This window comes from Leifsonia sp. KNZ12-8B (genome assembly GCF_056755495.1).
On record NZ_JBPGXM010000016.1, the window covers coordinates 1 to 20,724 of the forward strand.

The window sequence follows — 20,724 nt, forward strand, 5'->3', positions numbered from 1 at the left end:
ACCGGTGAGTCGTGCGGCCCTTCTCGCGCGCCGCCGGGCAGCGGGTGCTCAGGAGCCGGCGCCCGCGCTCCCCGCATCCCACGCGCCGGCGAGCAGGGCGTCCGCGGCGAGGGCGAGGTGACGCCGGGTGATGTTGTCGGCGCTCTCGTCGTCGAGCCACTCGTGGCCGCCCCACTCGCTGCAGAACGTGCCGGAGAAGCCCGTCCCGGCCAGCGCGGCGCCCAGCTCGCGGATGGGGGCGGACACCCGCGCGTCGCGATCGTCCAGGTCCCAGAACTTGAGATGGAAGGCGCCGGTGAGGGGGAGGATCGGGGCCAGGTCCTCGACCCGCGACCGGCCGAACCGGATCAGCAGGTTCATGTAGAGCGTGTGGATGTGCGGCGGCACGGCACCCGAGCGCAGGAACGCGACCACCTCATCGGCGGTGCCCTCGTCGCGCCACCGGTCCGCGAGGGCGTCGACCAGCGTCCCCGGGAGGCCGCCCGCGGCCAGTCGCTCCACATAGCCAGGCGGCAGCGACGGCATGAGCATGCTGATGTCGATCAGCAGCCGGATCCGCGGGTCGTCCAGCTCTGCGATGACGTCGATCGCGGCGCCGGCCGGAGAGGCGGGAGTCTGCTGGCCCTGGATCTCCTCGTACAGCGTGAGGTCCAGGTCCGCCAGCACCGGCCGGATCCGGCGGAGCAGCTCCGGTCCGGCCTGGCCGATCGGCAGCCGGGCGCCGTGCGCCCCGAGCCGCGCGGCCGCGCGCAGCTGGGGGAGCAGGAAGGCATAGCGCTCGTCCTCGTTGCGGCGCCGCGTCGGCGTGGCCCAGTCGTCGATGCTGGCGCCGACGATGCTCACCCGGCCTCCCGCGTCCTCGAGTGCGGCGCGCAGGGCATCGACGTCGCTGTCGGCGGGCTCGGGGTACGAGCGCCAGAGCTGCCCGAGTTCGAGCTCGATGGCGTCCGCGACGCCCGAGCGCACGATGTCGGCCGCGATCTCCGGGGCCGGCCGCTCGGCGCGGATGATGTCCGGCGTCCAGTTGAAGGCGCTGGCGCTGAGTGCCCAGCCTGCCGGTAGCGCCGTGGACACGGGGGTCCGCTCGTCGACGGTCTGCCGGTTCATGCGGCGTCCCTCGAGATGGAGTCGAGGGCGACGCCCGGGCGGAGCGTGCGGCTCTCCCGGAAGGGGAGGGTGAGCGGCGCATCCGGGCCGGCGGGCAGGTACGGGATGACGAGCCGGAACGCGACGTCGACCTCGTGCGGCGCGTCCGCGAGCGTCCGGCGGCCGGCCAGGACGACCCGGTCCTGGAGGAACCACCAGCCCTCGCCGTCACCGACGCGGACGTCGACCGGTTCGGAAGCGCCGTCGATGATCACCTCGACCTCGTGCAGGCTCGAGAGGGGCAGGGAACGGATCCAGGGCAGGGAGACCCGCAGCTCGAACCGGTCGTCGTCGACCGTGAGCGCGTCGTCCCGGAGAAGGGGGAGCGTCATAAGCGCTAAAGCTACCGACTTATGTCGGAAATAGGAAGAACAAGTTTCGCCCCGCTCAGGCGGCGAGGTAGACGTCCTCCGCCGTGGGCCGCCCTCCCGCGAACCAGCGCGGGAACGTCACCTCGAACAGCTGCTCGATCGCCAGCTCCGCTCCGCCGAGCAGCGGTTCGTCCTCGTCGCCGATCGAGCGGACGATGGCGAGATCGCGGGTCGCCAGCGGCAGCGAGAGCTCGTACACGCGCTGCCGCACCTCGGCGAGGAAGACCTCCCCGGCCGACGACATCGCGCCGCCCACGACGATCACGCCCGGGTTGAACATGTTCACCAGCGCGGCGATGGACTCGCCGACCAGTCGCGCCGACCGCTGCACGAGCTGGATGGCCAGCGGATCCCCGTCGATCGCCGCGATGGAGATCGCCTCGGGCGTCAGCGGCGATCCATCGGCCACCCGGGATGCCAGCAGTCCGTCGGCGCCGGCGTCGATGGCCGCCTGGGCGTCGCGGACGACGGCCCAGCCTCCGGCCTCCGCCTCGAGGCAGCCGATCTTGCCGCAGCGGCAGACGGCGGTCGAGTCGTGGATCCGCACGTGGCCGATGTCGCCGGCGGCGCCGTTGGCGCCGCGGTGGATCCGGCCGTGCGAGACGAGCCCCGCGCCGATTCCGCTCCCGACCTTGCAGTAGATGAGGTCCACCGGCTCGTCCCTGCGGTGCCGCCGCTCGGCGAGGGCCAGCAGGTTCACATCGTTGTCGACCCAGACCGGTGCGCCGAAGCGCTTCTGGAACCAGCCGCGGACGTCGAAGCCGTTCCAGCCGGGCATGATCGGCGGCGCCACCGGCGAGCCGAGGTCGAAATCCACGGGGCCCGGCGCCCCGATCGTCGCGGCCCAGATGGTGGGGCCGTCGGCATTCGTCAGGAGGTCGTCCAGCATCGAGCAGGCCGTCTCGAGCGTTCGCTCTGGGCCGTTGGCGATGTCCCAGGGGCGGTGGTCGGACGCGAGGATGGTGCCGTCGAGGTCGGCGAGCCCGACGCGGATGTGCAGTGCGCCGAGGGCGCAGACGAGGATCACGGCCTGGTCCGAGCGGAAGCGGAGGGTGCGCGGCGCCCGGCCGCCGGAGGAGGGGCCGACCGCTCCCTCCTCGAGGAAGCCCATCTGGATGGCGGCCTCGACGCGCTGCGTGACCACGCCGCGCCCGAGCCCGGTGACGCGTCCGATCTCGGGCCTGGTCTCCGCCTCACCGGTCCGCACGAGGTTGACGATCCGGAGGAGGCTGGTGACCTCGTCGGTCTGCGCGCCGAACTTCAGCGCCGATCCTGTAGCCATGGTTAATTCTGACACAAGCTCCGACGGAGAGGGAGGAAACGGCCGAACTATGGACGGGAAGCTCCGGACTTTGGCATAATCCTGACAAAAGGAGGCGAAGATGCCCTACGGAGTCGCCGTCATCGGCGCGGGCCCCGGCGCGGGAGCCCTGCACATCCCGACCCTCGGCGAACTGGACGACCTGTACTCCGTCGTCCATGTCACCGACAGCGGCAGCGGACGCGCGGTCGCGGCGGCGGAGCGGCTCGGCGCACGCCGGTCGACCGACATCGCGGAGGCGCTCGCCGATCCGCGCGTCGACGTGATCGCGCTCTGCTCGCCGCCGGACCAGCACGCGCGCCAGATCCTGGCCGCGGTGGATGCCGGAGTCCGTGGCATCTTCTGCGAGAAGCCGCTCGCCACGGAGCACGCCGATGTCGATGCGGTCGTCGACGCCTGCCGGAGCAGCGGCACCGCCCTCCTCGTGGGCACGAACCATCTGCACGACGCCGCCTGGGGCCGTGCGACCCACCACCTCACCGCCGGTTCCGGCTCCGTGCGCAGCGTCGCCCTGACGCTGGCGCTGCCGCCCAACCGGCGCTACCACGAGGTGGTGTCGGACGCGGGACCGTTCGCCTCGCCGGATCGCGGCCGGCCGGATCTGAGCGACCCGCGGGTGGCCTCCGCCGTGCTGCGCCAGCTGCTCACCGGGCTGGCCGTGCACGACATGCCCGCCGTCCGCGACCTCGCTCCCGAGCTGGAGCGGGTAGTCTACGCGCGGCTGGCGCCGCCCATCGGCTACTCGGTCGGCTTCATCGCGAGCGGGGTGATGGTGCAGCTGATGCTCACCATGCTCCCCGGCGGTCCGGACGCGCTGTGGCGGCTCACCATCACCACCGAGGCCGACCGCGTGGACGTCGACTTCCCGCCCGCGTTCGTGCACGCGGGGAGCGCCTCGGTCACGGTCCGCGGGCCCGACGGCCGCGTGACCGAGTACCGCCACGACGATGAGGACGGCTACGTGGCCGAATGGCGCGCGTTCGCACGACTGATCGACGGCGCAGACGCGGTCGAGTACGACGACATCCGCGCCGACGCGCACTACGCCATCTCGCTCGCCGACGCCGCCGCCGAGCTGGTCCGTCAGGGGGACGCCGCATGACCGACACCCGCATCGCCGTCCTCGCCCGGGACCGCCGGCACCGCGCCGCCGTCGCCGAGCTCCCGGCGCAGACCAGGCACGCGCGGCCGGGGGAGGAGCCGCAGATCGTCGTGCTCGGCGAGCGGCCTGCTCCCGACGAACGCGCCGCCGCCCACCGGGCGGGCACGGTCGTGCTCACCGCCGCCGGCGCCCCCGGATCGGAGTCCTTCGTCGGCACGGTCGTCGTCCACCGCCGCTGGCTGCGGCCCGACGTCGTCGCCGACGCGCTGAGCGCCCGCGACGGGGCGCCCCACACCGCGATCGTCGTCGAGTGCGTCGGGCCGCCGGCGGAGCTGCTCGACGTCCTGACGGACGCCGTCGGCTGGATCCGCGCGTTCGTCCCTGGCGGTGTGCTGATCGACCAGGCCGCCGGCGACGGGTCCGCGGGGCTCGCGTCCCTGCGTTCGGCGGCGGACGGCTCTCCGATCTCCGTCGGCTACGTCCGCCAGCAGGGGTCACGGGGAGGCGCGGTGCGCGTCACCGTGCTGGGCGTCGTCCGCACCGACGTCCAGGTGGACGTGGCGGCGGGCCGCATCACCGTCGACACCCGGACCGAGGATGGTGCCACGCGCACTCCGGAACGCTTCGAGCGGGCGGAGCGCGTGACGCTTCGCCGCGCCCTCCAGGCCCTCGCCGATGGCGCAGGAGCGGACGACCTTCGGGCGTTCGAGCACGACAGGCGACTGGCCGATTCGATCCTCGCGGGCGTCGCCGCCGACGTGGCTCGCGCATAAATCAGCCCGATCCCGGGGATAGGAAATATGCGCTTCCCTGATGTGCGACGGCTCGCGAATAGTAGGTGTCCAGGGCTGAACAGTCGCCCTTTCGGAAAGGATCGAAGATGATCAAGCTTCTCTCCCACCTCTCGTACGTGGCGATCACGTCGCCCGACGTCGAGGCCTCGGTGGAGTTCTACGTCGACCAGGTCGGCCTCACGGTCGTGGACCGCGTCGACGGCCGCGTCTACCTCCGCTGCTGGGGCGACTACTACGCCTACTCGGTCGTGGTCGTGCCCGGCGACGAGCCGTCGCTCGAGACGATGGCCTGGCGGACCTCCAGCGCCGAGGCGCTCGACGAAGCGGCGCGCCGCCTGGAGGCCGCCGGTGTCGAGGGCGAGTGGGTCGACGTGCACAAGATCGGCCGCGCGTACCGCTTCACCGGGCCGTGGGGTCACAGCATGACCCTGCACTGGGACGTCACCCGCCACCAGGCGCCCGGCGCCGTCGCCTCCATCTACCCCGACCGGCCCGAGAAGCGCAGCTCCGTCGCGGGCGCCCCGCGGCAGCTCGACCACGTGACGATCGCCACCAGCGACGTCGACGCGTTCGCGACGTGGTACAACGACGTGCTCGGTTTCCGGATCATGGCGCGCACGGTGCTCGACGAGGCGCCCATCTCGGTGTTCTCGGTGCTCACCACCAACGAGAAGTCGCACGACCTCGGCGTCGTGCTGGACGGCTCCAGCCGCGCCGGCCGCGTCAACCACTACGCGTTCTGGGTCGACACCCGCGAGGAGCTGCTCATCGCGGCCGACGTGCTCATGGAGAACGGCATCCCGATCGAGTACGGCCCCTCCATCCACGGCATCGGCGAGCAGAACTTCCTGTACTACCGCGAGCCGTCCAGCCTGCGCATCGAGCTGAACACCGGCGGCTACCGCAATTACGTGCCGGACTGGGAGCCGAACACCTGGAAGCCGTCGCTCGGGTCGAACAACTTCTACCGCAACGGCGCCATGCCGATGTCGATGACCGAGTCGTTCCCGCCCGCCGACGGTCCCAGCGCCACGGAGGAGGGCGTGCCGGACGAGATCAAGGACGCCCTGCTGAACCCGTACGCGCAGCAGGGCCGAGGCTGACCGAGCCGACGACCAGGGGCGGCCGCGCCCATCCATCCCCGCGGCCGCCCCGCACCACCCCGCACCACCGGAGAAGGACTCAATGACGACGAACCGACTCACCGCCCCGTTCGCGCTGGCACGCTACCGCGACGGGGATTCGCTGCGTCCCGGCCTGGTCGCGGGCGAGCGCATCCGCCCGCTCGACGCAGCCGACCTCGGCGCGGCCGACCTCAACGGCTTCCTGGCCGCGCCCGACTGGGACCGGCTGGGCGCGCTCGCCTCCGCGGAGGGGGAGTGGCGGCCGCTGGCGGAGGTCGTGCTCGGCGCGCCGGTGGAGCCGCGGCAGGTGCTCCAGACCGGCGCGAACTATCGCGAGCACGTCATCCAGCTCGTCGCCGCCGGGCTGACCCAGGACGGCTCGCGCACGCCGGAGGAGGCGCGCGCCTTCGCCGCGGACCTGATGGACAAGCGCAAGGCGCACGGAGAGCCCTACTTCTTCATCGGCCTCCCGGCCTGCGTGGTCGGCGACGACGTGCCGCTCGTGCTCCCCGCATACAGCGACGTGCACGACTGGGAGCTCGAGCTCGCCGTGGTGATCGGCGCCCCCGCCTTCCGGGTGAGCCGCGAGGAGGCCATGTCCCACGTCGCCGGGTACACGATCGCCAACGACATCACCACCAGGGACCTCGTGTTCCGCAAGGACATGAAGGAGATCGGGACGGACTGGTACCGGGCGAAGAACGCGCCCGGCTTCCTGCCCACCGGCCCCTTCCTCGTCCCGGCTCCGTTCGTCGAGCCCGCCGACCTGAACCTCCGCCTGGAGCTCAACGGCCAGGTGATGCAGGACGCGTCGACCAGCGACCTCCTCTTCGACATCCCGGCGCTCATCTCGGGCGCCTCGCAGACCATGCCGGTGCTCCCCGGCGACCTGCTGCTGACCGGGAGCCCGGCCGGCAACGGGCAGCACTGGAAGAGGTTCCTGCGCGACGGGGACGTGATGACCGGCAGCATCGAGGGCCTGGGCACCCAGGTCGTCCGCTGCGTGGCGGAAGGAGAGGGACGATGAGCGACGTGCGCACCGAGGCGCCTGCGGAGGATCCGGCGCTGCTCGACAGGAACGACCCGGAGGGCGAGATCGCCGCGCGGGCGGAGGCGTACCGCAACTGGGGCCGCTGGGGCGACGACGACGTACTGGGCACCCTCAACTTCATCGACGAGGCCAAGCGGGTGGAGGCCGCAGGGCTCGTCCGCGATGGCCTGTCGCTCTCGCTGAGCCAGTCGTTCGACATGGACGGGCCGCAGAAGGGGTGGCGCCGCCGCACGAACCCGGTGCACACCATGCTCGACACGGGCACGGACGCCGAGCGCGGCAACCAGGGCTTCCCGCACGGGCTGGGTGGCGCCGACGACGTCGTCGCGATGCCGCTGCAGTGCTCCACCCAGTGGGACGGGCTGGGCCACATCTTCGACCACGGCTTCGCCTGGAACGGCCGCCGCGCGGGCGACGTCGTCACGAGCGACGGCGACCTGGTGACCGGCATCGAGCACGCCGCGGACGTCATCGTGTCGCGCGGGGTGCTGCTCGACCTGGGCCGCCACCTCCGCCCCGCGACCGGCGAGCTGGAGGACGGCTACGCGATCACCCCGGCCGACCTCGAGGCCTGCGCCGCGGCGCAGGGAACGACCGCGCGGGTCGGCCGCGGCGACATCGTGCTGATCAGGACCGGCCACCTGGCGCGTGCCCGCCGCGAGGGCTGGGGCGACTACGCCGGCGGCGCCGCGCCCGGGCTGTCGCTGACGTCGGCCGGCTGGCTCCACCGGACAGAGGTCGCGGCGATCGCGACGGACACCTGGGGCTTCGAGGTGCGGCCGAACGAGTTCGACGTGCCCGCCTTCCAGCCGCTGCACCAGGTCGCCATCCCGAACATGGGGCTGACCATCGGCGAGCTGTGGGATCTGGACCGGCTGAGCGCGGCCTGCGCCGAGCGCGACCGGTGGGAGTTCCTGCTGACCGCCGCGCCGCTGCGGATCACCGGGGCCGTGGGTTCGCCGATCAACCCCGTCGCCGTGCTCTGATCGACCAGGCACACCGAACACAGCAAGAACAGAGAGGTTCTGACATGACCGCAGTGAAGAAGGTCGCGATCGCGGGCAGCGGTATCGCGGCGCTGGCGGCCGCCATCCAGCTCGCGAAGGCCGGCGTCGAGGTCGACGTCTTCGAGGCCAAGCCCGAGCTGAGCGCGCTCGGATCGGGCATCACCCTGCAGGGCAACGCTCTGCGGGTGTTCGACCGCCTGGGCGTGTGGGACGAGGTGCGCGACGCCGGCTATCCCTTCGAGGGCCTCAACCTGCGAGCCCCCGGCCCCGGCGCTCCGATCGTCGCCGAGCTCCCGGACGTCAAGACCGGCGGGCCGGAGTATCCCGCGGGCATGGGCATGTACCGTCCCGACCTCGCGCGCATCCTCCTCGATCGCGCGGAGGCGGTGGGGGTCCGCATCCACTGGGCGTCGAAGGTGACGGGGGTGGCGGACGACGGCGACAGCGTCGACGTGCTGGTCGACGGAGAGTCGGCCGGCCGCTACGACCTCCTCATCGGCGCGGACGGCCTGAACTCGACCGTCCGCGGCCTCGTGGGGATCGAGGACGCACCGAAGCCGACCGGGATGGGCATCTGGCGGTCGTTCGTCTCCCGCCCGGCCGACGTCACCCGCAGCGAGCTGTACTACGGCGGCCCGGTCTACATCGCGGGGTACACGCCGACCGGCGAGGACTCGATGTACGCCTTCCTGGTCGAGAAGGCCGAGGACCGCTTCGGCGTCGACGACGCCGAGGCGAGCCGGATCATGATCGCGGAGTCGCAGGCCTACCAGGGCCCGTGGGAGTCGATCCGCGCCGACCTCGAGGCCGGCGCCCGCGTCAACTACACCTGGTTCACCTCCCACCTCGTCGAGGGCGCGTGGAACCGCGGCCGCACGGTCATCATCGGCGACGCCGCCCACAGCTGCCCGCCGACGATCGCGCAGGGCGCGGCGCAGGCCCTGGAGGACGCGCTCGTGCTCACCGACCTGCTGACCGGGCGGGATCGGCTCGATCAGGACCTGTGGGACGAGTTCCACGCCCGCCGGGTCCCGCGCGCGAAGGCGGTGGTCGAGGCGTCGGTCCAGCTCGGGCAGTGGCAGATCGACGGGGACAGGGACGCCGACGCGGCCGGCCTGATCTTCGGCATCGCGCACCGGATGGCGGAGCCGGCATGAGCGCCGCGACGCAGCACCCGGTGACCGACGTCCACGCGCACCTCCTGCTCCCCGGGCTCCAGGCGGAGGTCGAGCGCCGCGCGCCAGAGGCGTTCGCGGCGGGGCAGGCGCTGGAGGCGCGGCGCAACGGGCCGGAGAGCCTCGCCGCCTCCGGGCGCATGATCGGCGAGCGGTTTCCTCGGCTCACCGACCTCGGCGCCCGGCTGGCCGCGATGGACGACCAGGGTGTCGAGCGCCAGTGGGTGAGCCCGTCGCCGAGCCACTTCTACCCGTGGGCGGAGGAGCAGCTCGCCGTGTGGATCGCCTCGGAGGCGAACCGGCTGATCGCCGAGCACGTCGCCGGCGCTCCCGACCGGCTCACCGGTCTCGGCCTGGTCCCGCTGCAGCATCCGTCCCGCATCCTGGACCTCGTGGACGACGCGGTGCTCGGTCGCGGTCTGGCCGGCGTCGAGATCTCGTCCTTCGCGGGTGACGTCGAGCTGTCCGACCCCCGGCTGGAGCCGTTCTGGTCGCGCGTGGAGGAGCTGGGCGCCATCGTCTTCCTGCACCCGTTCGGCTGCAGCCTCGACGAGCGGCTGGACCGCTTCTACCTCTCCAACACCGTCGGCCAGCCGGTCGAGAACGCGGTCGCGCTCTCGCACCTCATCTTCGCCGGCGTGCTCGACCGCCACCCCGGTCTGCGCCTGGTCGCCGCCCACGGCGGCGGCTACCTGCCGACCGCGATCGGGCGCTCGGACCATGCCTGGCGCGTCCGGCCGGAGGCGCACGGCTGCGAGCACGAGCCGTCGAGCTATCTCCGGAAGCTGTGGTTCGACACCGTCGTCCACGACCCGGGGGTGCTGCGCCAGCTCATCGCGGTCGCGGGGGAGGAGCGCGTCCTGCTGGGCAGCGACTTCCCGTTCGACATGGGACCGGACGACCCGGTGGGCTTCGTGCGGTCGGCGCGGCTCCCGGCTCAGACGGAGACGGCCATCCTGAGCGGGAACGCCGCCGCCCTGCTGGAGCAGGCGGTGCGGGCATGAGGCTGGCGCGCTGGATGCGGGGCGACCGGCCGGCGGAGGGCTTCGTCGTCGGGGAGCGGGTCGTCCCGTTCCCCGACGGACTCGCGGTGGCCGACGTGCTGTCGGCGGGACTGGGCGCCGCAGCGGAGCTGCACGGCCGAGTCGCGAGCGAGCCGGGCACTGCGCTCGCCGAGGTGCGCCTGCTCGCCCCGCTGGCGCCCGCCTCCATCCGCGACTTCGTCGCCTTCGAGGAGCACGTGGAGGGCGTCAGCGCGTCGGTCGACGGCAAGAGCGAGGTCGTGCCGGAGTGGTATCAGGCGCCGACCTTCTACTTCACCAACCCCCACACGGTGCTGGGGCCGGGCGACACCCTGTCGCCGCCGGAGTCCCAGCGGCTCGACTTCGAGCTCGAGGTCGCGGCCGTGATCGGGGGAGGGGGCGGCGCCAACCTGACCCCCGAGGAGGCCGCGCGCGCGATCTTCGGCTACACCATCCTCAACGACTGGTCCGCCCGCGATCTGCAGTCGCGGGAGATGAAGGTGCGCCTCGGCCCCGCCAAGGGCAAGGACTTCGGCTCCAGCCTCGGTCCGTGGATCGTCACCGCGGACGAGTTCGACGGGTACCTCGACGACGACGGCTTCCTCGCGATCCGTGCGGAGGTCGAGGTCAACGGCGAGCGCATCGGCCACGACCTCGTGTCGAACATGGGCTGGCCCTTCCCGGAGCTGGTGGCGTACGCCTCCCGCAACTCCGTGGTGGTCGCCGGCGACGTGCTCGGCTCGGGGACGACGGGCAACGGCGGCTGCCTGGCGGAGCTGTGGGGTCGCAGCGGCTCGCTCGAACCGGCGCCGCTGCGCGAGGGCGACGTGGTGCGGATGACGGTCGAGGGCATCGGCTCGCTGGAGAACACGGTGGGCGCGGCCGTCCCCGCGCCGCCCCTCCCGCCGGCGCGACCGCGCGATCGCGCGCGGGAGCGGGCGTCGGCCGACGCCTGAAACGACCTTATGTTGAAATCCGCCAGAAGATCGCATAAAATCGACTAGACGTTGGGGCCCACTGGGGTCCGTTCCCCGCCCGCGGAGTTGCGGGCGGGGGCACACCAGGTCGCGTCGACGACCCGATCGTTCGGGTGAATCCGCGTATGCAGCTCTCACCGCTCAGACTCCGCCTCCTCGTCGGCTCCCTGCTCACCGTCTCGTTCCTCGGCGCGCTCGACAACACCATCGTCAGCACGGCGCTGGCGACGGTCGCCGGCCAGCTCGGCGCCCTCGAGCACATGGGCTGGATCGTCGTCGGCTACACGCTCGCCAGCACGGTCCTCCTCCCGGTGCTCGGCAAGCTCGGCGACATCATCGGCCCGCGGGCCGTCTTCCTGGCCTCGCTGGTCGTGTTCATCGTCGCCTCCGTCGCCTGCGGGTTCGCGGCCAGCATGCCGTGGCTGATCGCCGCGCGCGTGGTGCAGGGGATGAGCTCGGCCGGCCTCCAGCTCATGTCGCAGACGATCATCGCCCACGCGACCACGCCGCGGCAGCGGCCCAAGTACCTCGCGATCGTGGGCGCCGCCTTCCCGGTCGCCATCCTCATCGGTCCGGTCCTCGGCGGCCTGATCACCGACTACTGGGGCTGGCCGTGGGTGTTCTGGGTCAACGGCCCGGTCGGTCTCGTGGCGCTCGCGCTGGCGATCTTCGCCGTGCCTCACGTCGCCGAGCGGAACCCGGGCCGGTTCGACGTCGGGGGGACGGTGACGCTGACGGTCACGCTCGTCGCCGTGGTGCTCGGCGTGACCTGGGCGGGGGAGCCGGGGCAGGGGCCGAGCGCCGCCGTCGCGTTCGTCGTCGCCGCGCTGTTCTTCTCGGCGTTCCTGCTCTTCGAGCTGCGGGCGCCGCACCCGCTCGTCCCGCTCGGCCTGTTCCGGAGCCGCACGATCGCGGCCGGCATGGCCGTCTCCGCCGTCGTCGGGGTCGGGCTCTTCTCGATCACCTCGTACCTGCCCACCTACTTCCAGATGGCCTACCGCACGAGCGCCACGGTCTCGGGACTCGTCCCGATCGCGACCGTCTTCGGGATGCTGGTGAGCAACCTGCTGACAGGCTGGCTCTCCAGCCGGACCGGTCACTATCGCGTCTTCCCGATCGTGGGCACGGCGCTGGGCGCGGCCGGCCTGCTCGCGATGGCCGCCCTCCCGGTCGGCCTGCCGCTGGGGGTGCCGATGGCCGTCATGGCGGTGGTCGGGCTGGGAACGGGCGCGTTCATGAGTCTCATCGTCGCGGTCGTGCAGTCCGGCGCCCCGCGCAGCCAGACCGGTGCGGTGACCGCGACCGTCAACCTCGTCCGCCAGATCGGCTCCACGGTGATGACCGCGGTGATCGGCGGCGTCGTCGGCGTCGGCGTCGCCGCCCTCCTGCCAGGAGGACTCGACCCGGCCACCCTCACGCCGGCGATCGTGCACGGCTCCGCGCCCGAGGTGCAGAGCCAGATCGCCCAGATCTACCGGGACGTCTTCGCACCCGTGTTCGTCGCGCTGGCCGCCACCTACGCCGTCGGCTTCGTCGCCGCCCTGCTGCTGCCCGCCGGCACGCTCTCCGACGAGCACACGCCGGCGCCGGCGCCCGCTTCCGAATCCCTGACCGCCTGAACCACACGGAGAACCAGATGACCACCTCACCGACCATCGCCATCGTCGGAAGCGGGCCGATCGGCTCGACCTACGCCCGGCTCCTGCTGGAGGGGCTGCCCGACGCGAACGTGATCATGTTCGAAGCGGGTCCCCAGCTGACCGACATCCCGGGCGAGAGCGTGCGCAACATCCCGGACCCCGCCGTGAAGGAGCGGGCCCGCGAGCGGTCGCAGGGCCCGCAGGCCGGATCGTTCCGCGAGTCGCTCGGCATCCCGGAGTCGGTCGTGGTCGAGGGCATGTTCACCGCGCGCGGCGGCACGCACCTGCTCGACTTCGGCGGCGCCGGTTCGGCGCACGCCGAGACCTTCCCGGCCGCCGCGGCTTCGACCAACGTCGGCGGCATGGGCGCGCACTGGACCTGCGCGACCCCGGCGCCCGCCTTCTCCGAGCGGGTGTCCTTCATCCCGGACGCCGAGTGGGACGAGCTCATCGGCCAGGCGGAGGCGCTGCTGCACGTGCAGCGCTCGGCCTTCGGCGACTCCGGGGTGGGCGCCGCGATCCGCTCGCTGCTGGCGGACGAGTTCGGCGCCGAACTCCCCGAGGGCTACGGTCCCGGCACGCTCCCCGTCTCGGGCGACCCGCAGCCGGACGGCTCCATGCGCTGGGCCGGCGCCGACGTGGTGCTCGGTCCGCTGGCCGACCCGTCGAGCGACCTCTCCGAGCGCTTCGAGCTGCGCGACCTCACGCTCGTGCGCCGGGTCGAGCGCGACGGGTCGCGGGTGACCGGTGTCACCGTGGAGGATCTCCGCACCCACGAGACCTCCTTCGTCGCCGCCGACCTCGTGGTCGTGGCCGCCGACGCGTTCCGCTCACCGCAGCTGCTCTGGGCGTCCGGCATCCGGCCGCGGGCGCTCGGGCACTACCTGACCGAGCACCCCGTCGTCATCTCCACCGTCGCCCTCGACGGCGAGAGGATGAGCCGCTACGCCACCGAGGAGCAGCTGGACGCCGAGCTGGCCCGACGGGCCACGAACCCGGCCGACCCGGTCGCCGCGGTCAACCGCATCCCCTTCTCCGAGCCGAACCACCCGTTCTCCCTGCAGGTGATGTACGCCGAGAACCCGCCGTTCCAGCTCGACCCCGAGCACCCCGCCGCCGGCAACCGCTGGGGGTACGTGAACATGGGCTACGGGATGCGCAAGAGCCCGCGCTTCGAGGACGCCGTGACCTTCGACGACGCCGAGCCCGACTACCGCGGCTTCCCGAACATGACGATCCGGTACGAGCTGACCGACACCGAGGAGGCGGAGATCGCGAACGGCACCGAGCACCTGCGCCGAGCGGGAGCCGCGCTGGGCGAGTTCATCGCCGAGCCGCGCCTGCTGCCCAACGGGTCGAGCCTCCACTACCAGGGCACGATGCGGATGGGCGAGACGGACGACGGGACCTCGGTCGCCGACCCGTACTCGCGCGTGTGGGGGCACGAGAACCTCGTCGTCGGCGGCAACGCGCTGATCCCGACCGCGACCACGATGAACCCGACGCTCATGAGCGTCGCCATCGCAGTGCGCGGGGCCAGGCGGGCGATCGCCGACCTGAGCGACTGAGTCTGGCCGGCCGTAGGCTGTTGCGATGGCGGGCGGTGCGGCGGACGAGCGGAGCGTCGCCTCGCGGGTGTTCGCGATCGGCGACGCCTTCGAGCGCGGCGACGAGCTGACGCTCAGCGAGGTCGCCCGCCGCGCCCGTCTCCCGGTCTCGACCACGCATCGCCTGCTCGCCGAGTGGGTGGAGTGGGGCGGCCTCGTCCGCGGCGACGACGGCCGCTACCGCGTCGGCATCAAGCTCTGGAAGCTGGGCGTGCGCCAGCCGACGGCGCGGCGCCTCCGCGAGACTGCCCTGCCCTACCTCGAGGACCTGCTGCACGCCACCGGCGAGCACGTGCACCTCGCGGTCCGCGACGGGCTCGGCGCCGTCTACCTCGAGCGGCTCTCCGGCGATGGCGCCGTCCCGGTGATCAGCGACGTCGGGTCCGTCCTGCCGCTGCACGCGACGGGTGTCGGCCTGGTGCTGCTGGCGTACTCGCCGCCGGAGGTCTTCGACGCCGTGCTCGCCGGCGGCCCGCGCAAGTTCCTGCCGAACACGCTGACCGGGGAGCGCGAGCTCCGAGAGCGGCTCGCCGGCATCCGGGCGACCGGCCTGTCCGTCTCGGTCGAGGAGATGACGCGCGGCGCCTTCTCGGTCGCCGCTCCGATCAAGGATGCGGGCGGGGAGGTCGTCGCGGCCGTCTCGGTGATCGCACGGGCCGACAGGAGGGCGGAGCCCCAGTTCGAGCTCGGTGTCAGGATGGCCGCCCGCGGCATCTCGAACGCCCTCGGATTCGCCTTCCACTGAGCGGAAATCGCGGTCCGCGCCGCGCGTGCGGCGACGACGATGGGGTGACCTTCCCGACGTCGTGAGAGGCGGAGCATGCGCACCCAGGTCGCCATCATCGGAGCCGGCCCCGCCGGGCTGCTCCTCGGCCACATCCTCCACCGCGCCGGGATCGCGTTCGTGATCCTCGAGCAGAAGAGCCGCGACCACGTCCTGAGCCGCATCCGCGCGGGCGTCCTCGAACAGGGCTCCGTCGACACCCTCCGCGGGCTCGGTCTCGACGCCGACCTCGCCGAGCGCGGCCTCACCCACCACGGCATCTACCTGCAGTACGAGGGGCAGCGGCACCACGTCGACTTCCTCGACCTGGTCGGCCGCACCGTCACGGTCTACGGGCAGCAGGCGCTCGTGAAGCACCTGCTCGCCGAGCACGAGCGCATCGGGTCGGACATCCGCTTCGAGGTCGACGCCGTGACCCCGCACGAGATCGACTCGGACGTGCCGTACGTGACCACCGGCGACGGTGAGCGGATCGACTGCGCGTTCATCGTCGGCGCCGACGGCTACCACGGCGTCTGCCGGCCGAGCATCCCCGGCGTCAAGGCGCTCGAGCGCAGCTACCCGTACGCCTGGCTCGGGATCCTGGCCGACGTCCCGCCGTCCACCGACGACCTCATCTACGCGCTGCACCGGGACGGGTTCGCGATGCACTCGATGCGGTCGCCGCAGGTGTCGCGGCTGTACCTGCAGGTCGATCCGGCGGAGTCGATCGACGAGTGGCCGGACGACCGCATCTGGGAGCAGCTGCAGACCAGGCTCGGCGTCGCGGGCTGGACCCTGCGGGAGGGGCGGATCACCGAGAAGTCGATCACGCCGATGCGCAGCTTCGTCGCCTCCACCCTGGGGCACGGCCGCCTCTTCCTTGTCGGCGACGCGGGCCACATCGTCCCGCCGACCGGGGCGAAGGGGCTCAACTCCGCCATCGCCGACGTCGCCCTGCTCGGCCGCGCGCTCGTCGCGCAGCACCGTGGCGACGAGACCCCGCTCACGCACTACAGCTCGTCGGCGCTCGCCCGGCAGTGGAAGGTGCAGCAGTTCTCGCAGTGGATGACCGAGATGCTGCACGTGCACCGCGAGATCGCCGACGAGGCGACCCGCGCCTTCCGGTACCGCAGCCAGGTCGGGCAGCTCGAATACACCACCGGATCCCGGCACGCGCAGGCCGCGCTCGCCGAGCAGTACGCCGGCCTCCCCTTCTGAGGTGAAGAGATGACGCAGAACGACCCGATGCCCAGCCAGGAGCAGATCACCGCCGAGATCGCCGAGGCGCAGGCCGCGGCCCGCGCTGCCGGGCCGCTCACCGCGCACCCGCTGCGCGACTTCGCGCCCTACCGCAGCTCGACGCTGCGGCACCCCACCCACGAGCTGGTGCGCGCCGACCCCGAGGAGATCGAGCTGGTCTCACCGGCCTTCGGGCACTCCGACGTCGCTCCGGAGGAGAGCGATCTGACGATCCAGCACAGCGGGGAGCCGCTGGGCGAGCGCATCGTCGTCGCCGGCCGGGTGCTCGACGGCGAGGGCCGGCCGGTCCGCGGCCAGCTCATCGAGATCTGGCAGGCGAACTCCGCCGGACGCTATGTGCACAAGCGCGACCAGCATCCTGCGCCGCTCGACCCCAACTTCACGGGCGTGGGCCGGGCGATCACCGGCGACGACGGCTCGTACCGGTTCGTCACCATCAAGCCGGGGCCGTACCCCTGGAAGAACCACCGCAACGCGTGGCGCCCGGCGCACATCCACTTCTCGCTGTTCGGGTCGGAGTTCACCCAGCGCCTGGTCACCCAGATGTACTTCCCGACCGATCCCCTGTTCGCGCTCGACCCGATCTACCAGGCCATCGTCGACCCGGCCGCCCGCGACCGGTTGAAGGCGAGCTACGATCACGACCTGAGCGTGCCGGAGTGGGCGATGGGCTACCGCTGGGACATCGTCCTCACCGGAAGCCGGGCCACCTGGATGGAGCCGGAGGAGGGCGAGCATGCCTGACCAGACAGCACACCTGCAGACGCCGTCGCAGACCGTCGGTCCGTTCTTCGGGTACGCCCTGCCGTACGACGGCGGACCGGACGTCGCCCCACGCGCCGACCCGGCGTCCATCCGGCTGCACGGCACGGTCTACGACGGGGCTGGCGAGCCCGTCCCCGACGCGATCCTCGAGATCTGGGGCCCGGACGAGGCCGGCGCGCCGATCAGGCAGCGGGGGAGCCTGCACCGGGACGGCTACACGGTCACCGGATTCGGGCGCGCCGCCGTCGACCGCGCCGGTCACTACACCTTCACGACGGTGCGGCCAGGAGCCCCGGCCGACGGCCGGGCGCCCTACCTGCTCGTCACGGTGTTCGCGCGCGGACTGCTCCACCACCTGTTCACGCGCGCCTACTTCTCGGCCGACGACCCCTTCCTGGAGACCGTGCAGGAGGATCGGCGCGGCACGCTGCTCGCCGTGCCGGACGGCGAGCGCAGCTACCGCTTCGACATCCGGCTCCAGGGCGATGGCGAGACCGTCTTCCTCGACTTCCGGGGGGACGGCCGTGGCTGACGGGTTCGACTGGGGGCTGCTGGAGCCGGCCGGTGCCGAGGGGGCGCGCGTCTCGGACGACCGCGTGCTCGCGGCGATGGTCGCGACCGAGCGCGCCCATCTGTCGGCGTGGAGCAGCCTCCTCGGAGCGGAGGCGCCCGCCGCGCTGGATGAGGCGGCGCTCGATCGGACGGAGCTGCTCGCGGCCTCCCGCCGCGCCGGCGTCCCGATCGTCGGCCTGGTCGAGCAGCTGCGGAGCCAGGGCGGCACCCTCGTCCACCAGGGGATGACGAGCCAGGACGTGCTCGACACGGCACTGATGGTGGTCTCGAAGGAGGCGCTCGCGGCGGCCCGCGACGACCTCGTCCGCGCCGGCGATGCGTTCGCGGCGCAGGCGCGCGAGTACCGCGAGACGCCGTTCGCCGTCCGGACGCTCACCCAGGAGGCGCAGGCGACGACCCTGGGCGCTGTCATCGCCGGCTGGGTGGACGCCGTGACCTCGGCGCTGGAGGTGCTCGACGCCGTCACCTTCCCGCTCCAGCTGGGCGGTGCCGTCGGCGACGGCGAGGCCGTCACGCGCATGTCGGGCCGGGCGGACGCCCTGCCGGTCCTGCGCGGCCGCGTGTCCGCCGCGCTCGGGCTCGACGATCCCGGCCGCGCGTGGCACACCGACCGGGCGCCCGTCCTCGCTGTGGCCCGCGGCGCTGCGAGCGTGTGCGCCGCGGGCGGCCGCGTCGGGCGCGACCTCGGGCTGCTCGCCCGAGACGGCGTCGTCACGCCCCTCCACGGCGGCGGGTCCTCCGCCATGCCGCACAAGCAGAACCCGGTCGACGCCGTGCTGCTCGTCGCGAACGGGCTGCGCGCCGCCGGACCCGGCGCCGTGATCCAGGCGGCCGCTCTCAGCTACGACGCCCGCCCGGCCGGCGAGTGGCACGCGGAGTGGCAGGCGTGGCGTGAGAGCCTCCGTCTCGCCGCCGAGTCGGCTGCCCTGCTCGCGCACGCCGCCGAGGGCGCCGTCATCCGCGTCGGCCGGGCGGACGGGCCGCGGCCGTCGCCGCAGGCGGGGGTGCTCGTCGTCGATGCCGCTCTCGAACGGTTCGAGCGGACGCGGGAACGGGGTGCACGATGACCGACCTTCGCCTTCGCGGGACGATGAGCCCCGCCGCTCCTGGTGCCGTGTCGGCGCCCCTCCTGGTCCTGCTGCCCTCGCTCGGCACGACGGCCGAACTCTGGGACGGCGTGGTCGAGGAGCTCTCGGCCGAGCGATCGCGCCCGCGCATCCTCCGCGTCGACCTCCCCGGCCACGGTGTGTCGCAGGCGACGCGCGAGCCGTTCACCGTCGCCGATCTGGCGGCGGGTGTGCTGCGCGTCGTGGACGAGGTCGGCGGCGGTGCGTTCCACGTCGCCGGAGACTCGCTGGGGGGAGCGGTCGCCCTGGAACTGGCGCTCACCGCGCGCGAGCGCGTCCTGAGCCTGGCGATGTTCTGCTCCGGCGCCGCCATCGGGACGCCGGACGGCTGGACGGCGCGGGCGGAGCAGGTGCGCGCCGCCGGCACCGCCTCCGTCGTCGCCGGGAGCGCGGAGCGCTGGTTCGCCCCGGGGTACCTCGACGAGCATCCCGACGGACCGGGCGGCCGGGCGCTCCGCACCCTGATCGACGTCGATGACGAGTCGTACGCCCTGTGCTGCGAGGCGCTGGCCCGCTTCGACCGCCGCGCCGACCTGGGTTCCGTCGGCGCCCCCGCCCTGATCGTCGCGGGAGGGCACGACGCGGTGACGACGCCGGCGCTGATGCGCGAGCTCGCCGCGGCCATCCCGGGGTCGCGCTTCGTCGAGCTGCCCGACGCCTGCCATCTCGTCCCGCTCGAGGATCCGCGCAGCACCGCGACGCTGCTGACCTCGCTCGTGGAACCCGCCGCGGCCGCGACGAGCGGCATGCGCGTGCGGCGCGCCGTGCTCGGCGACGCGCACGTCGACCGCGCGACGGCGGCCATCACGCCCGAGACGGCGGACTTCCAGGACTTCATCACCCGCTACGCGTGGGGCGAGGTCTGGTCCCGCCCGCAGCTGAGCAGGCAGCAGCGCTCGATCGCGACGCTCGCCAGCCTGATCACCGGCGGCCACGAGAACGAGCTCCGGATGCACGTGCGGGCGGCGCTGCGGAACGGCCTCACGCGAGCGGAGATCGCGGAGGTCGTCCATCACACGGCGCTGTACGCCGGGCTGCCCGCTGCGAACGGGGCGATGGCGATCCTGCGCGAGGTCTTCGCAGAGCCCACCGACGACGACACGGAGGAGTCGCATGGATAAGACGTATGCATCGGCGGCGGAGGCGGTCGCCGACATCCCCGAGGGCGCCTCCCTCGCGGTGGGCGGCTTCGGGCTGTCCGGCGTGCCGATCGTGACCATCCGCGCGCTGCTGGCCCGCGGTGTCGGCGGCTTCGAGGTGGTCTCGAACAACTGCGGCGTGGACGGCTGGGGGCTCGGCGAGCTGCTCGCCGCCGGCCGCATCCGCCGGGTGATCGCCAGCTACATCGGCGAGAACAAGGAGTTCGCGCGGCAGTACCTCGGCGGCGAGGTGGAGGTGGAGCTGACCCCGCAGGGCACGCTCGCCGAGCGCCTCCGCGCCGGCGGGGTCGGCATCCCCGCGTTCTACACCGCGACGGGCGCCGGCACGGCCGTCTCGGACGGCGGCATGCCGATCCGCTACGCGCCGGACGGCTCGGTGGCGGAGGCGAGCGCGCCGAAGGAGCTGCGCCCCTTCGACGTGCTCGGGAGGAGCCGGGAGTACGTGCTCGAGACCGCGATCCGCACCGACTTCGGCCTGGTGCGCGCGGCCGTCGGCGACCGCCACGGCAACCTGCGCTTCGAGAAGTCGACCCGCAACTTCAACCCGCTCGCGGGCATGGCCGGCCGCATCACCATCGCCGAGGTCGACGAGCTGGTCGAGCCGGGCGTGCTCGGCCCCGACGACATCCACCTGCCCGGCATCTACGTCGACCGGGTGGTGGCGCTGACGCCGGAGCAGTCGTCCGACCTGCCGATCGAGAAGGTCACCGTCCGCCCCCGCCCGGAAGGAGCCTGA

Annotated in this window: 20 protein-coding genes; 17 read left to right on the top strand and 3 right to left on the bottom strand. The window is 72.9% G+C overall.

Annotated features, from left to right (window positions below; all coding sequences use genetic code 11):
- Window positions 1–48 precede the first annotated feature (48 nt).
- The 3 genes from ACR9ZG_RS04295 to ACR9ZG_RS04305 are packed head-to-tail and all read right to left on the bottom strand — an operon-like array spanning window position 49 to window position 2,799.
- Window positions 49–1,107 carry a sugar phosphate isomerase/epimerase family protein gene (locus ACR9ZG_RS04295; protein ID WP_481283587.1) on the bottom strand — a complete coding sequence of 353 codons (1,059 nt, stop codon included), beginning with the start codon at window positions 1,105–1,107 and terminating at the stop codon, window positions 49–51.
- Entirely contained in the window at window positions 1,104–1,478 is a 375-nt protein-coding gene (locus ACR9ZG_RS04300) for a hypothetical protein (protein ID WP_481283588.1), read from the bottom strand. The genes ACR9ZG_RS04295 and ACR9ZG_RS04300 overlap by 4 nt, the downstream gene beginning before the upstream one ends.
- Window positions 1,479–1,533: 55 nt before the next feature.
- On the bottom strand, window positions 1,534–2,799 hold the full coding sequence (locus tag ACR9ZG_RS04305; RefSeq protein WP_481283589.1) for an ROK family protein: 1,266 nt from the start codon (window positions 2,797–2,799) through the stop codon (window positions 1,534–1,536).
- Window positions 2,800–2,899: 100 nt separating this feature from the next.
- Between ACR9ZG_RS04305 and ACR9ZG_RS04310 the strand changes: the two genes are divergently transcribed.
- The 17 genes from ACR9ZG_RS04310 (at window position 2,900) to ACR9ZG_RS04390 (ending at window position 20,724) form a co-directional block, all read left to right on the top strand.
- Window positions 2,900–3,940 carry a Gfo/Idh/MocA family protein gene (locus ACR9ZG_RS04310; protein ID WP_481283590.1) on the top strand — a complete coding sequence of 347 codons (1,041 nt, stop codon included), beginning with the start codon at window positions 2,900–2,902 and terminating at the stop codon, window positions 3,938–3,940.
- Window positions 3,937–4,713 (top strand): hypothetical protein, encoded by a 777-nt coding sequence (locus ACR9ZG_RS04315; RefSeq protein ID WP_481283591.1) that lies wholly within the window; start codon window positions 3,937–3,939, stop codon window positions 4,711–4,713. The genes ACR9ZG_RS04310 and ACR9ZG_RS04315 overlap by 4 nt, the downstream gene beginning before the upstream one ends.
- A 107-nt stretch (window positions 4,714–4,820) precedes the next feature.
- Window positions 4,821–5,837 carry a VOC family protein gene (locus ACR9ZG_RS04320; protein WP_481283592.1) on the top strand — a complete coding sequence of 339 codons (1,017 nt, stop codon included), beginning with the start codon at window positions 4,821–4,823 and terminating at the stop codon, window positions 5,835–5,837.
- Window positions 5,838–5,919: 82 nt separating this feature from the next.
- The gene (locus ACR9ZG_RS04325; RefSeq protein WP_481283593.1) at window positions 5,920–6,885 is read left to right on the top strand and encodes a fumarylacetoacetate hydrolase family protein; all 966 of its coding nucleotides are present in this window, start codon (window positions 5,920–5,922) and stop codon (window positions 6,883–6,885) included.
- Window positions 6,882–7,895: a cyclase family protein gene (locus tag ACR9ZG_RS04330; protein WP_481283594.1), complete on the top strand. Its 1,014-nt coding sequence runs from the start codon at window positions 6,882–6,884 to the stop codon at window positions 7,893–7,895. Before ACR9ZG_RS04325 ends, ACR9ZG_RS04330 begins: the two co-directional genes overlap by 4 nt.
- A 44-nt stretch (window positions 7,896–7,939) precedes the next feature.
- Entirely contained in the window at window positions 7,940–9,073 is a 1,134-nt protein-coding gene (locus ACR9ZG_RS04335) for an FAD-dependent monooxygenase (RefSeq protein ID WP_481283595.1), read from the top strand.
- Window positions 9,070–10,095: an amidohydrolase family protein gene (locus ACR9ZG_RS04340; RefSeq protein WP_481283596.1), complete on the top strand. Its 1,026-nt coding sequence runs from the start codon at window positions 9,070–9,072 to the stop codon at window positions 10,093–10,095. The genes ACR9ZG_RS04335 and ACR9ZG_RS04340 overlap by 4 nt, the downstream gene beginning before the upstream one ends.
- On the top strand, window positions 10,092–11,069 hold the full coding sequence (locus tag ACR9ZG_RS04345) for a fumarylacetoacetate hydrolase family protein (RefSeq protein WP_481283597.1): 978 nt from the start codon (window positions 10,092–10,094) through the stop codon (window positions 11,067–11,069). Before ACR9ZG_RS04340 ends, ACR9ZG_RS04345 begins: the two co-directional genes overlap by 4 nt.
- Window positions 11,070–11,215: 146 nt before the next feature.
- Window positions 11,216–12,709 carry an MFS transporter gene (locus tag ACR9ZG_RS04350; protein WP_481283598.1) on the top strand — a complete coding sequence of 498 codons (1,494 nt, stop codon included), beginning with the start codon at window positions 11,216–11,218 and terminating at the stop codon, window positions 12,707–12,709.
- A 17-nt stretch (window positions 12,710–12,726) separates the two neighbouring features.
- The gene (locus tag ACR9ZG_RS04355) at window positions 12,727–14,298 is read left to right on the top strand and encodes a GMC oxidoreductase (RefSeq protein ID WP_481283599.1); all 1,572 of its coding nucleotides are present in this window, start codon (window positions 12,727–12,729) and stop codon (window positions 14,296–14,298) included.
- Between the two features lie 25 nt (window positions 14,299–14,323).
- Complete coding sequence (locus tag ACR9ZG_RS04360; protein WP_481283600.1) at window positions 14,324–15,082, top strand: IclR family transcriptional regulator; 759 nt, start codon at window positions 14,324–14,326, stop codon at window positions 15,080–15,082.
- Between the two features lie 75 nt (window positions 15,083–15,157).
- A complete protein-coding gene (locus tag ACR9ZG_RS04365) occupies window positions 15,158–16,321 on the top strand; it encodes a 4-hydroxybenzoate 3-monooxygenase (protein ID WP_481283601.1) in 1,164 nt (387 codons plus the stop codon).
- Between the two features lie 9 nt (window positions 16,322–16,330).
- Window positions 16,331–17,107, top strand: a complete 777-nt coding sequence (pcaH, locus tag ACR9ZG_RS04370) for a protocatechuate 3,4-dioxygenase subunit beta (RefSeq protein ID WP_481283602.1) — start codon at window positions 16,331–16,333, stop codon at window positions 17,105–17,107.
- Window positions 17,100–17,660 (top strand): protocatechuate 3,4-dioxygenase subunit alpha, encoded by a 561-nt coding sequence (gene pcaG, locus ACR9ZG_RS04375; protein ID WP_481283603.1) that lies wholly within the window; start codon window positions 17,100–17,102, stop codon window positions 17,658–17,660. Before pcaH ends, pcaG begins: the two co-directional genes overlap by 8 nt.
- Complete coding sequence (locus ACR9ZG_RS04380) at window positions 17,653–18,768, top strand: lyase family protein (RefSeq protein ID WP_481283604.1); 1,116 nt, start codon at window positions 17,653–17,655, stop codon at window positions 18,766–18,768. The genes pcaG and ACR9ZG_RS04380 overlap by 8 nt, the downstream gene beginning before the upstream one ends.
- Window positions 18,765–19,949: a bifunctional 3-oxoadipate enol-lactonase/4-carboxymuconolactone decarboxylase PcaDC gene (gene pcaDC, locus ACR9ZG_RS04385; RefSeq protein ID WP_481283605.1), complete on the top strand. Its 1,185-nt coding sequence runs from the start codon at window positions 18,765–18,767 to the stop codon at window positions 19,947–19,949. Before ACR9ZG_RS04380 ends, pcaDC begins: the two co-directional genes overlap by 4 nt.
- Window positions 19,942–20,724 (top strand): CoA transferase subunit A, encoded by a 783-nt coding sequence (locus ACR9ZG_RS04390; RefSeq protein ID WP_481283606.1) that lies wholly within the window; start codon window positions 19,942–19,944, stop codon window positions 20,722–20,724. Before pcaDC ends, ACR9ZG_RS04390 begins: the two co-directional genes overlap by 8 nt.